Source organism: Seongchinamella unica (assembly GCF_004354085.1).
GTDB classification, from domain to species: domain Bacteria; phylum Pseudomonadota; class Gammaproteobacteria; order Pseudomonadales; family Halieaceae; genus Halioglobus; species Halioglobus unicus.
In genome coordinates, this window is sequence record NZ_SMSE01000001.1 from 1,204,092 (window position 1) to 1,217,154 (window position 13,063).

Sequence of the window (13,063 nt, forward strand, 5' to 3'; positions counted from 1 at the left end):
TGAAAGGCTCCCTCGTAGAGCCGGCACTAGACTGCCGATAGCCACTTTTACCAATTAAAGAGTATTTTTATCCGTATATGGCCATCAAAAAATCCGACCTCTACTCCTCCCTCTGGGCCTCCTGCGATGAACTCCGCGGTGGCATGGACGCCAGCCAGTACAAGGACTACGTCCTGTTCATGCTGTTTATCAAGTATGTCTCTGACAAGTACGGTGACTCCGAGGACTTCGCGCCGCCGGTGACGATCCCCAGGGGAGCGAGTTTCAAGGATATGATCGCCCTCAAGGGCAAGCCGGACATCGGCGATAAAATCAACACCCAGGTCATCCAGCCGCTCATCGAGGCCAACACCCGCCTCGCCCGCAGCGACTTCCCAGACTTTAACGACCCAAATAAGCTCGGCGAGGGCCAGGCGATGGTCGACCGCCTCACCAACCTCATCGGCATTTTTCAGAAACCGGAGCTTGATTTTTCCAGGAACCGGGCAGACAACGACGACATTCTCGGCGATGCCTACGAGTATTTGATGCGGCACTTCGCCACCGAGAGCGGCAAGAGCAAGGGGCAGTTCTATACCCCCTCGGAAGTCAGCCGCGTGGTGGCCCAGGTAATCGGCATCTCGGCGGAGAATGCGGTGGCCGCCACCACCGCCTACGACCCGACTTGCGGCTCCGGCTCCCTGCTGCTGAAAGTCGCCGCCGAGGCGGGCAAGCACATCACCCTGGAAGGGCAGGAAATGGACGTGACCACCGCCGGTCTCGCCCGTATGAACATGATCCTGCACGACTTTCCGACCGCCAACATCCAGACCGGCAATACCCTGGCAGAGCCCAAGTTCAAGGATGGCGAACAGCTACGCACCTACGACTATGCTTTGGCCAACCCGCCCTTCTCCGTCAAGACCTGGAGCACCGGCCTAACCCTGGGCGACAGCGGCAAGGGCGACCCCTACCAGCGCTTTGAATGGGGCGTGCCTCCGGCTAAGCAGGGGGACTACGCTTTCCTGCTGCACATCATCCGCTCCCTCAAGAGCACGGGGAAAGGCGCCTGTATCCTGCCCCACGGCGTGTTGTTTCGCGGCAATGCCGAGGCCGCCATCCGCGCCCGGCTGGTCCGCTCCGGCTACCTCAAGGGCATTATCGGTCTGCCCGCCAACCTGTTCTACGGCACTGGCATCCCGGCCTGCATCCTAGTGCTGGACAAGGAAAACGCCACCGCCCGCAAGGGCGTATTCATGATCGACGCCAGCAAGGGCTTTATCAAGGACGGCAACAAGAACCGCCTGCGCGAGCGCGACATCCACATGATCGTCGATGTATTCACCAACAACGAGGAGCACCCCGGCTATTCCCGCCTGGTGCCCCACGACGAGATCGCCGACAATGACTTCAACCTCAACCTGCCCCGCTATATCGACACCCAGGAAGCGGAGGATATCCAGGATATCGGCGGTCACCTGCACGGGGGCATTCCCGCCCGCGATATCGACGCCCTCGCCGAGTACTGGCAGCTCTGTCCCGAGCTGCGCGCCGCTCTGTTCCAGCCCAACCGTCCCGGCTACTTTGACTTGCAGGTCGAGGCAGCCCAACTCAAGGATACCATTCACAGCCACCCCCAGTTCCGCGCTTTCATCCAGGGGCTGGAGCAGCACTTCGCCGCGTGGCGCGAAGCCGCCGCCGGCAACCTGCGAGCACTGCAGCGCGACTGCCAGCCGAAGGAGGTGATCTACACCCTGTCGGAAAACCTGCTGGCACACGCCGAGGGCCAGCCCCTGATCGACCCCTACGCCATTTTTCAGCACCTGATGGACTACTGGGCCGCGACCATGCAGGACGACTGCTACCTGATCGCAGCCGATGGTTGGGTCGCCAACACCAGTCGCATTATCGAGACCGACAAAAGGGGCAAGCGCAAAGACAAGGGCTGGACCTGCCAGCTGATCCCCAAGCCCCTGATCGTGGCGCGCTACTTCGCCGCGGAACAGGCGGCCATCGAGGCTCGGCAGACCGAGCTGGAAGCCACCAGCGCCAGCCTGACGGAGCTGGAAGAGGAACACGGCGGCGAGGAGGGCTGCCTCGGTGCCCTGGACAAAATCAACAAGGCCGAAGTGACGAGGCGCCAGAAGGAGATCAAGAGCGATCCGGAGGCGCAGGAGGAAATCGGCGTGCTCAGACAGTGGCTGAAGCTTAACAAGGAAGAGGCGGCGCACAAGAAGGCCATCCGGGAGGCCGAGGCCGATCTCGACCTTCTCGCCTACGAACAGTATCCGAAGTTGACTGAAGATGAAATTAAAGCGCTGGCAGTGGATGACAAATGGCTAAATACGATTACCGCAGCGATACAAGGGGAGCTGGATCGTGTTTCCCAAACGCTCACCAGTCGTATCAGCGTGCTTGCGGAGCGTTATGCGGTGCCGCTGCCGGAGGTTGTGGATGAAGTCGTCAAACTCTCTGCCAAGGTCGAAGCCCACCTAAAGAAAATGGAAGTCTCCGCATCGTGAAGTCCGGTTACAAGCAGACCGAGGTGGGCGTGACTCCGGAAGATTGGGAGGTAAAGTCAGTCGGAGATGTATGCAAGCTCATCAATGGCCGAGGATTCAAACCATACGAATGGAAAAGTACTGGTTTACCGATAATCAGAATACAAAACCTGAATGGCTCAAAAGACTTTAATTACTTTGACGGCTTATATGCAAAAAAATTGGAAGTTGAAAGCGGTCAACTACTATTTGCTTGGTCCGGTAGCCGAGGAACGTCGTTCGGACCTCATATCTGGAAAGGCCCAATAGGGCTTCTCAATTATCATACTTGGAAAGTTCAGATATATGAGAGCCAGATCTGCAAAGACTTCTTTCTTTATGCGTTAAAGCAACTGACCAAATATATCGAGGACCGAGCACATGGAGCTTCCGCGCTGGTCCATACTCAGAAATGGGAGATGGAAGCGTTCAAGTTCCCAATGCCGGCGTCAGCAGCCGAGCAACACGCCATCGCGGATGCCTTAAGCGATGTGGAGGTACTGCTGGGGGCGCTGGACCGACTCATCGCCAAGAAACGCGACCTCAAACAGGCCGCCATACAGCAGCTCCTCACTGGCCAGACCCGCCTTCCCGGATATCACGGCGAGTGGAAGGTAAAGCGGCTCGATCAACTTGCAGAAATCCGGAGTGGAGGAACCCCCAGCACAACCGTCGCCCACTTCTGGGACGGCGATATTCCATGGTGCACCCCAACCGACATTACATCGCTTGGTGGGAGGAAATATTTGAGCGGAACCACCCGGCTAATCACAAAACTCGGGTTGAATTCAAGCTCTGCGGAGATGATTCCAGCTCGCTCGATCATAATGACCTCGCGAGCCACCATTGGCGAATGCGCCATAAACCAAATCGCTGTTTCGACCAATCAGGGATTCAAAAATTTCGTGCCGAACGAAACAACAGATGTAGAGTTTCTATACTATCTACTGACTACTCAAAAGGCTCAGTTTGTTGGCCTTTGTGGAGGTAGTACTTTCCTCGAAATTGGGAAAGCCCAGTTAACCGTATTTCAAGTTCGACTCCCCAATGATAAAGATGAGCAGATCGCAATCTCCACAATACTTAGCGATATGGACGATGAAATCAACGCCCTTGAACAACGCCGCAACAAAACCCGCGCCATCAAGCAGGGTATGATGCAGGAACTCCTCACAGGGAAGACGCGTTTAGTCGATCCAATTCAAGCCAAGGCTGCAGAATGCTAAACAACTTTGCCAAGTTCCTGCTGGTTTCAACTTCGCTGTCTCCGTTATTAGGAGCCGTGGCTGTCAACAAGTTCGCTCGCGGTGAATCGCTTGTGCAATGGGGAAGTTGGCTGGCAGTGGCAATGCTACTAATATTTCTATGTTGGGCAGTGTTGATTTACGCTGCGAAGAATGCACAGCAGCATGCTTTCCTTATCAAGGAATTCGAGCGCGATGACAAGGAAGTGCTGGCGTTCCTTATTGCCTATCTATTGCCGTTTCTTTCCACCGATAAAATGGGATTCGCTGGCGACTGGCTTACAGGAACGTATGTCCTCGTAATCATTTTTCTCGTGATAGCACATGCCGGCGCACTCCACTTTAATCCGGTGATGGGCTTGCTGGGCTACCACTTCTACTCCGTCAAAAATGATGATGGAGTTTCACACCTTCTCATAAGCAAGGCCGAGCTTCGACGGCCCGGGCATGAAATCAAGACAGTAAAACTGGCAAATCACATTTACCTCAATACGGAAGGCAAGGATGCTCGATAACTTTCAGCTGACAGTCATTGTAAAGCAGGGCAGTCAGATATTGCTGCGGTATGTTCCATTGCATCAGGCGCTACAGCAGTCGCTTTCGGAAAACTGGCATACGCAATATGAGGCCTTTACCGAAGGAACTCAAGCAATTGAATTCAATGCTGGCTATACACCCGAGCAGCATGAGTGTTTTCGAATCGACAACTTTGAACTACCCCCGTGGCTTGCGACCGAGAATAGCCAGAGAACGCCCGACCTTGAACCGATAACAAACGACGAGAAGCTGGTTGCTTCAATCAAAAGCGTTGTGGCCTTTGCGCGAGACGGGGAGGGACAGGAGGTAATTCTATTCCAGAATTTCAGCCGTTCCCACGTCATTCAACCTGGCCGATTTTTGCTGCTTCAGAACAGCACTTATAGAACGATAGACCACCCCGGCCTTACCCTTGATGGAAAATTGAGTGCGGTTTTTAGGCGGGGCGATAACCATCTGCTCTTCCGCAATTTTCGAACGGTCAACTCCTTTCTGCCACTCTCGGAATTCTACGATGAAGCATCCGAAAGCGAAATACGCGACGTATTGGACCATGAGTTTCTGGAAGCCGAAGACCCCGATTCGCTGGCTATCGGCGCGAATCAATGGTTCCGAAAACGCTTTGCGATGCTGCGGGACTCAAGCGTCCTTGATAACTACTCTACTGAGGCTATTAAGCGGCGGTCCAGGGGGTACGACGTCGATATCCACATTTCTCACGGCAAGCTCGTATTTCCTGCGGACAAGGTGGCAGCGAAAAAGCTACTACAGTTTCTGAATGAGGAATTGTTTCGAGGCGCAATAACCGAAACGCTATACGAAACCAATTCTAAACGAGAGGCTGACTGACGATGGCTTTGCTAAAGAGCGTATTTCAGGAGATGACTAGCAAAGGGTTTCGAGATAACCGATTGATTTATCGCGTATTTCATTGAATTTTTAGCAAAGACCTTAACAAAGCCGCTCAGTTTTTGCCGAGCTTGTGAAGGGATAAGGTATATGCACACAACTATCCGCTCCGAGCGCCTGACCCAGGAGCGCGTGATCCGCCTGTTCAGCGACGCCAGCCACCCCGACTGTCTGGGCTACGGCTACCTGGGCGACTGGCACCAGCGTGACAACAACCGCCCCATTGAACCTGAGCTACTAGAAGCGAACCTGCAGAAACGGGGCTATAGCGATGCCCAGATCGCCGCATCCCTGCAGGCGCTGCAGCGCGCCGCCGACACCACCGGCATCACCCTCTACCAGGCCAACCTGCGCACCTACAATCTGCTGCGGTACGGGGTGCAGGTGCAAACCTCTGCCGGGCAGGAACACCAGACGGTCCATCTGATAGACTGGGACACGCCGGAAAACAACCACTTCGGTATCGCCGAGGAAGTCACTCTCAAGGGAGGCTACCAGCGCCGCCCGGATCTGGTCCTCTACCTGAATGGCCTCGCCATCGGCGTGATCGAGCTGAAGCGCAGCTCGGTGGATGTCGTGGACGGCATCCGCCAGCTTATCACCAACCAGGAGGCCATCTTCAACGAGGGCTTTTTCAGCACCGTGCAGTTGGTTTTTGCCGGCAATGACTCCCAGGGCCTACGCTACGGCACCACCGGTACGCCGGAAAAGTACTTTCTCAACTGGAAGGAGCAAAGTGAAGCGCCCCCGGCCGCGGGCTACTTGCTGGATGAACCGCTGGCGCAGATGTGCGAGAAGTCCCGCCTGCTAGATTTGATCCGCAACAGTGTCATTTTCGACGCGGGCCAGAAAAAGGTGCCGCGGGTACACCAGTACCTGGGCCTCAAGGCAGCGCAGGCACGCATCCAGCTGCGCGAGGGTGGAGTCATCTGGCACACCCAGGGCAGCGGTAAGAGCATTCTCATGGTGATGCTGGCCAAGTGGCTACTCGAATATGACCCGGACGGCCGGGTTCTGATTATCACCGACCGTGATGAGCTGGATAAACAGATAGGCGGGGTGATACGCAACGCCGGTGTAATCGGCGCGGAAGCGCCCTCGGCCCGTATCACCTCGCGCCGGGAGTTCGCGGACAAACTCTGCGCCCCCAACCCGCGACTGCTGTGCGCTTTGGTGCACAAGTTCGAGCCGGATCTGAAGAGCGAGCCTCCGCCGGTACATGGGCGGTTCTACGTGTTTGTGGATGAGTGTCACCGCACCCAGGGCGGCGGCATGAACAAGCAGATGAAGCGCTGGCTGGAGGACGCCATCTTCATCGGCTTTACCGGTACACCACTCCTGCGCAAGGACAAAAAAACCACCCGGGCGATCTTCGGCACCTATATCCATACCTACAAATTCGACCAGGCCGTGGCGGACGGGGTAGTGCTGGACCTGAAATACGAGGCCCGGGCTGTACCCCAGCGCTTGACCTCCAGACAGGACATCGACGACTGGTTCGACCAGGCGGCCAAGGGGCTGAATAACTACCAGCAGGCGGTACTCAGAAAGCGCTGGGCCACCATGGAAGAGCTGATGAGCGCCGGGGAGCGCAAACAGCGCATCATTGCCAGTATCATTCAGGACTTTAAGCTCAAGCCTCGACTAAATAATGACCGCGGCACCGCAATTCTGGTGGCGGCGTCCATCTACGACGCCTGCCACTATTACCGGCTGTTCCAGAACACCCACTTCGGCAGGTACTGCGGCATCATCACTTCGTACCAGCCCAACCACAACGCCATCTCCCGGGAACCGCCGGATAGCGACGAACGTTATAAGTTTGATACCTACACCCAGCACGTGCTGCAAGAGGGGCAAACCACCAAGGATTACGAGGATCAGACCAAGCATCGCTTTATCCACGAGCCCGCCAACACCAAGTTGCTGATTGTGGTAAGCAAGTTGCTAACCGGTTTTGATGCGCCATCGTGTACCTATATCTACCTCGATAACGAGATGCACGATCACAACCTGTTCCAGGCAATCTGCCGCACCAACCGGCTCGACGGCGATGACAAGGACTACGGGCATATCGTGGACTTCAAGGAGCTGTTTCACGACGTGCAGAACGCCATCGCGGTTTATACCTCCGATGAGCTGGATATCGACGAGGATGGCGACAGCGGCAACGTGACGGTCAAGAACTGGCTGGAAGAAGGCAGGAAAAAGCTTGATACCGTCCGGGAGGCCCTGTTATACCTTTGCGAGCCGGTGGAACAACCCCGTGATATCGAGCAGTACCTGCATTACTTCTGCGGGCCCGCCAGTGACCCAGACGCTCTAAACGACACCGAGCAGCTGCGTATCGCCTTTTACAAGGCGGTAGTGACCTTCGTGCGCGCCTACGCGGCCTTGTCTGCCGAACTGACAGAGGCCGGTTACAGCGCCACCGAGATCGCCCAGCTGCAAGCCGAGGCGGTTCTATTTGCCGAAATTCGGAACGCAATCAAGCAATACTCGAATGAAGAGCTGGACATCAAGCCCTACGAGGCAGACATGCGCCACCTCATCAACAACTATATCCAGGCTGACCAGTCAGAGCCCCTTGGTAATCTGGACACGCTGTCGCTGACCGAGCTGATTATCGAGACCGGCATCCATGATGCTATTGCTAAAAAGCTCAACGCAAAAGGCAAGCTGTCGAATAACGCGGTGGCCGAGGGGATTATCAATAACATTCGGAAAACCATCATCCGCGAACAGCTGACGGACCCGCGATTCTACGCCGAGATGTCGCAACTACTGGAAGACCTGATCAAGCAAAAGCGCGATGACACCGAATCCTACGAGGCGTTTTTGAACCAGGCTGAGGCCCTGGTGAAACGGGTCGTTACTAAAGATGGCGTTGCGACCGGCTCCCGGCCCGCCAGCCTGGACGGCCACCCGGAGGCCATTGTGATCTTCGATAACCTGCCGCTGATCATCCCCCAGCCCAGCGCGGCTGCTGAAGTGGCCGATCACGACCCGGGCGAAGCCGAACAACTAGCGGCTCTCGCCCTACAGATTGACGAGGCCATCCGCGAACACGCGCCCGCGGGATGGAAAGGCGACGATATTCGTGAACGGCAGGTGCTCAACGTGCTCTTTCCGTTGATGAATCGGGACCGGGAGGCCACCATGAAGCTCTTTGAGCTTATCAAGAACCAGCCGGGCTATTAATGCAGGAAACCATCACCCTTGGCGACATTGACATTCTGGTGACACGGAAGGCCATCAAGAATGTCCACCTGAGCGTTCATCCGCCAGAGGGACGGGTGACGCTGGTCGCCCCCGTCCATACCCGCCTGGACGTTGCGCGAGCCTACGCCATCTCTAAGCTCGGCTGGATACGCAAGCAGCAGGAAGACCTGCGCAACCAGGCCAGGGAGACGCCCCGGCAATATGTCAGCCGTGAGAGCCACTACATCTGGGGCAAGCGCTACCTGCTGCAGGTCAAGTACGTGGATACCAGGCCCGGGGTCAAACTTGACCACAAGCGGGTCACCCTCACGGTACGACCGGGGGCTTCGCGGGGGAAACGGGAAGAGGTTTACACGGCCTGGCAGCGCTCACTACTGCATGCCGCCATCCCCCCGCTCATTCACAAATGGGAGACAAAGCTTGGCGTTGAAGTAAGCGCCTACTACCTCCAAAGGATGCGTACCAAATGGGGAAGCTGTAACCACCGCACCAGAAACATCCGTCTGAACAGCGAACTTGTGAAAAAGCCAAAGGATTTACTGGAGTATGTGCTGGTGCACGAAATGGCGCACCTGATCGAGCCAAGCCACAACCAGCAATTTGTGGCACTACTGGACAAGCACTATCCACATTGGGAGGAAGCAAGAACAGAACTTAATGAGCTACCACTGAGTACGTAGCAAATCAAAACCCGTGTGGCGCAAAATTATGGTGCACCGAGGACACGATTTCCACATAGCAACGAGGCGAAAAATTGACCCCAATACCAGATAATCTGCTGTTCGTTAAAAGGAGAGCAGGCAACATAATTGCCCCCATTCAGCCGATTAAAGATGGTGAAAATTATAGTTACTACAGCCGCCGATCAGGCGCAGGAAGATCATTACCCGGCTACCCCTCAGTTTACTTCTTATTGGTAGACCTTCTTGGTTTTGAGCATTGGGGACAGGATGAAAAGGTGGCCTGGACAGTTCCAATTGAATTCAAGGGTGAGCGATTCTTAATCTCGCATCGGAAAATGGGTCTTGGACTATTTTGTTCTGAAGAACAGGAGGGCATGGCTAAGGAAATTGTAGACCTCATCAAGAAAGGAGTGCGAGCATCAGAACCTTATTTTGAATGGAGAGCCGAGCAAGCTATCGAAGCCTCCAAACTTAATGTTAGCAATCACTGTAATGATCTTTACGGTCGCTATCTTTACCACCTGGAGTGTTATGACAGCGCTGTAATCGATGCCAAAACAAGCAAAGCGAATATTGAACCCATCCAAGATAACTCGCTGGATAACCTCAATTCGCTATTCAGTTCAGCTTTTCTGTCTAACCAAAATGCCGACATCATTTCATGGAACGCCATTGCTGCTGTTGAGGCTTTCTACTCTTGGACCGAGCATTTGTTTATTCATTTGGCGATACTGGGGAGCACAGTTGCTAACGGAAGAGCCGTTGCTGACCTAGTAGGTCAAGAATGGAACGTTAAATTTAAAAAAGTACTTAATCTCTCTGATCAAGATAACAAAAAGTTCTATGACCAACTGGTGGAGCTGCGGAGAGAGGTGAGGAATTTTGTCGCACACGGCGCTTTCGGCAAAAACGGCCAAGCATTTCAGTTTCACTCGGGAGCCGGCGCAGTACCCGTCCATCAGCAGCCCACTAGCGGAAAAACGAAATTCAGTGTAGGTGATTCTTTGGTGATGGATGATGCAAAAGCAGTCGCTCTCACCCGGGCATTCGTTGACCACCTATGGTCAGGCTCCTTAGCTCCAGCGAGAATTTACCTAGAGGAAAGCTCGCTGCCGACAATACTCACATACGGGCTCGACGGTACTTATACAAATGCTATGGCGGATTCCTCGAGCATGACTGACTTTGTAACCCATCTAGTCTACATATCTGACCAAGCAGCGAATATGGACTGGTAGCTAAGGGCGACAACCCAAACTATGAAATACGAGATGCAAAAACGGGGGCATTTCTGGGGGCACAACCTCATATAGCAATATATAATAATCAATATAAACAATACTTTAAAGGGCTATATAAGATACGTCTCCGGGCACCATACAAAAAAGGCCTCGTCATCAGTGACGGGGCCTTTTTGTTTATGCCGACACCGTGTGTCGGCCCCGGAGCGCCGGCCGGTTCATTTCTGTCTCCGGGCACCATACAAAAAAAGGCCTCGTCATCAGTGACGGGGCCTTTTTGTTTATGCCGACACCGTGTGTCGGCCCCGGAGCGCCGGCCGGTTCATTTCTGTCTCCGGGCACCATACAAAAAAGGCCTCGTCATCAGTGGCGGGGCCTTTTTGTTTATGCCGACACCGTGTGTCGGCCCCGGAGCGCCGGCCGGTTCATTTCTGTCTCCGGGCACCATACAAAAAAAGGCCTCGTCATCAGTGCCGGGGCCTTTTTGTTTATGCCGACACCGTGTGTCGGCCCTAGCCGTCACCGCTGCCCTCTGTCTTCGGCAACGCGTCATTGAACGACAGCCAGTCAACGTGGGCATCCCAGAACACATGGGCCGCGGGTTGCCGGTCAATGGCATCGGTCATTGCCGCCAGGGCAATGTGCACTTCCCGGGGCCAGCGTTGGGAGCGGAAGAACAGGGAGGATCCGCAGTTGCCGCAAAAACCCCGTTGCGCCTGTTCAGAGGAGTCATACCAGAGCAAGTCGGCAGCGGCATCCAGGTGGAACGCCGCCTCGGTGACGCCCACCCAGGTCACCACCGCAGCACCATGGGCACGCTGGCACAGGGTGCAGTGGCAGTGGGCACACCACAGGCTGGCGCCGCTGTAATGAAACCTGACCTTGCCACACAGGCATTCGCCATGGAATTGCTGTTCCATACCTCAAGCCTCTATCCTGGAGAGAGCCTGCAGCGAGACCGTCTATAACGTCACTGGCCTTCAGCCGGGCGAAGGGGCTGCCGGCACAGGGCCAGGCAGCCTCGATCAGGTCGGGTTTATCAGCCCTGGCCCATGGCCTCTTTCATTTCGTCACCGGCTTCTTCCGCGGCATCACCCACTTCGTCAGCCGCGTCTTCTGCAGCGTCAGCCGCTTCTGCGGCGGCATCTTCCATAGCGTCGCTGGCATCAGCCGCCATCTCGGACGTGGAGTCGACCGCGTCAGCGGCCATATCGCCAGCTTCCTCGAGGGCATCGCCAGTTGCGTCAACGGCGCTTTCAGCCATGTCACCCGCGGCATCGACTGCTTCTCCGGTTTTTTCCGCCACGGTCTCCGCCGCACTGCCTACCGCAGTTTTTGCCTCTTCCACATCTTCCTTGCTGCAACCGGAAAGCGCCAGGACTGCCGACGCGGCAAAAATAGCGAGATAATTAACTGTCTTCATATGAATTCCCTTAAACAAGCGTTTTGGTTACGTCTTTTGGTTACCACTATTCTCGTGTCCACTCACGCGGAACCCCCAGACTACGCTGCCTGCGGCAGGTCGTCAAAAGCGAATACCGGCGCCGCAGTATCGTATCGGCCGCCCCTTCCGCCAGGCAACCGGCCCGATTTTATCAGCAAGCACTGTTTCAGGAGCACGGATGCACGGCCTGAGCTCTGGGGCAGATGCGCATAACCGTGTAAAGTTGAGTCACGGGGCTGCGGAAAAAAACCATGCTTGCCATTGTTTCCATCAATATCCTGGTCATCGCCATTGCGGTGATGATCCACTACGAATTCCTGTACCGGTTTACCATCCTCATGCCCAGGCTGAGAATCCGGCATCGTTTTCGCATTGTCATCGGGGTCTTTGCAGCCCTGACTGCCCATGCACTGGAGGTCTGGATATTCGCGGTGTGCTATTACCTGATGCACCATGCCCAGGAATGGGGATATGTTCAGGGCAACATCGAGGGCAGCCTGCTGGATTGCGTCTACTTCTCCTTCACCACCTACACGACGCTGGGCACTGGCGACATTGAACCCATCGGTGACCTGCGCTACCTGACCGGCCTGGAATCACTTACCGGCCTGGTGCTGATTACCTGGAGCGCCTCCTTCCTGTACCTGGAAATGACCCGTTACTGGGACCGGGACTGACTGGGTGCGAGTTCTGTGGCTGACCGTATTCCTGCTGACTTTCATCTGGTCAGCGATTGATCCGAAAGAACTCTCTACCTGGGCCCTGGAGGTGTCGCCTGCGATCATCGGCCTGGCGGTGCTGGTATCTACCCGCCGTTCCTTTCCACTGACGCATTTGCTCTACGGCCTGATTCTGCTGCACTGCGTGGTGCTCATGGTGGGTGGGCATTACACCTATGCGGAAGTGCCGCTGTTCGAGGGCCTGTTCGGTGCCGAACGCAACAACTATGACAAGCTGGGGCACTTTATCCAGGGCTTTGTGCCGGCGATGATCGCCCGCGAACTGCTGATCCGCAAACGGGTGGTCAACGGCGCAGCATGGCGTAATTTCATCATCGTCTGTTTTTGCCTGGCGTTCTCCGCATTCTATGAATTGCTTGAATGGCTCGCGGCGGTGATGATGGGAAGCTCGGCAGATGCGTTCCTGGGCACCCAGGGCTACCAGTGGGACACCCAGACCGACATGGCCATGGCCCTGCTCGGGGCCGTCACCGCGCTGGTTAGCCTGGGACACATTCACGACAGACAACTGGAGCAGCTTTGAC

General features: G+C 55.5%; 11 protein-coding genes. 9 read left to right on the forward strand and 2 right to left on the reverse strand.

From position 1 onward, the window contains the following. Nucleotides 1–77: 77 nt before the first annotated feature. The 7 genes from E2F43_RS05265 to E2F43_RS05295 all read left to right on the forward strand — a co-directional run bounded on the left by E2F43_RS05265 (nucleotide 78) and on the right by E2F43_RS05295 (nucleotide 10,352). Entirely contained in the window at nucleotides 78–2,501 is a 2,424-nt protein-coding gene (locus tag E2F43_RS05265) for a type I restriction-modification system subunit M (protein ID WP_133210285.1), read from the forward strand. Then, entirely contained in the window at nucleotides 2,498–3,745 is a 1,248-nt protein-coding gene (locus E2F43_RS05270; RefSeq protein ID WP_133210287.1) for a restriction endonuclease subunit S, read from the forward strand. Before E2F43_RS05265 ends, E2F43_RS05270 begins: the two co-directional genes overlap by 4 nt. Then, a complete protein-coding gene (locus tag E2F43_RS05275; RefSeq protein ID WP_133210289.1) occupies nucleotides 3,739–4,278 on the forward strand; it encodes a hypothetical protein in 540 nt (179 codons plus the stop codon). The genes E2F43_RS05270 and E2F43_RS05275 overlap by 7 nt, the downstream gene beginning before the upstream one ends. After that, complete coding sequence (locus E2F43_RS05280; protein ID WP_133210291.1) at nucleotides 4,268–5,149, forward strand: hypothetical protein; 882 nt, start codon at nucleotides 4,268–4,270, stop codon at nucleotides 5,147–5,149. Before E2F43_RS05275 ends, E2F43_RS05280 begins: the two co-directional genes overlap by 11 nt. Before the next feature lie 150 nt (nucleotides 5,150–5,299). Then, nucleotides 5,300–8,410, forward strand: a complete 3,111-nt coding sequence (locus tag E2F43_RS05285; RefSeq protein WP_133210293.1) for a type I restriction endonuclease subunit R — start codon at nucleotides 5,300–5,302, stop codon at nucleotides 8,408–8,410. Next, nucleotides 8,410–9,111 (forward strand): M48 family metallopeptidase, encoded by a 702-nt coding sequence (locus E2F43_RS05290; protein ID WP_133210295.1) that lies wholly within the window; start codon nucleotides 8,410–8,412, stop codon nucleotides 9,109–9,111. The genes E2F43_RS05285 and E2F43_RS05290 overlap by 1 nt, the downstream gene beginning before the upstream one ends. Before the next feature lie 74 nt (nucleotides 9,112–9,185). Continuing rightward, the gene (locus E2F43_RS05295) at nucleotides 9,186–10,352 is read left to right on the forward strand and encodes a hypothetical protein (RefSeq protein ID WP_133210297.1); all 1,167 of its coding nucleotides are present in this window, start codon (nucleotides 9,186–9,188) and stop codon (nucleotides 10,350–10,352) included. 515 nt (nucleotides 10,353–10,867) lie between these two features. Here the strand turns inward: E2F43_RS05295 and E2F43_RS05300 are convergent. Both E2F43_RS05300 and E2F43_RS05305 read right to left on the reverse strand, forming a co-directional pair. Continuing rightward, entirely contained in the window at nucleotides 10,868–11,275 is a 408-nt protein-coding gene (locus E2F43_RS05300) for a GFA family protein (RefSeq protein WP_133210299.1), read from the reverse strand. Between the two features lie 119 nt (nucleotides 11,276–11,394). After that, nucleotides 11,395–11,778, reverse strand: coding sequence for a hypothetical protein (locus tag E2F43_RS05305; protein WP_133210301.1), 384 nt, complete (start codon nucleotides 11,776–11,778; stop codon nucleotides 11,395–11,397). A 272-nt stretch (nucleotides 11,779–12,050) separates the two neighbouring features. Between E2F43_RS05305 and E2F43_RS05310 the strand changes: the two genes are divergently transcribed. Together E2F43_RS05310 and E2F43_RS05315 are read left to right on the forward strand one after the other, a co-directional pair. Next, nucleotides 12,051–12,476 (forward strand): potassium channel family protein, encoded by a 426-nt coding sequence (locus tag E2F43_RS05310; RefSeq protein WP_133210303.1) that lies wholly within the window; start codon nucleotides 12,051–12,053, stop codon nucleotides 12,474–12,476. A gap of 4 nt (nucleotides 12,477–12,480) precedes the next feature. Beyond that, nucleotides 12,481–13,062 (forward strand): DUF2238 domain-containing protein, encoded by a 582-nt coding sequence (locus E2F43_RS05315; RefSeq protein WP_133210305.1) that lies wholly within the window; start codon nucleotides 12,481–12,483, stop codon nucleotides 13,060–13,062. The last annotated feature ends 1 nt before the right edge of the window (nucleotide 13,063 follow it).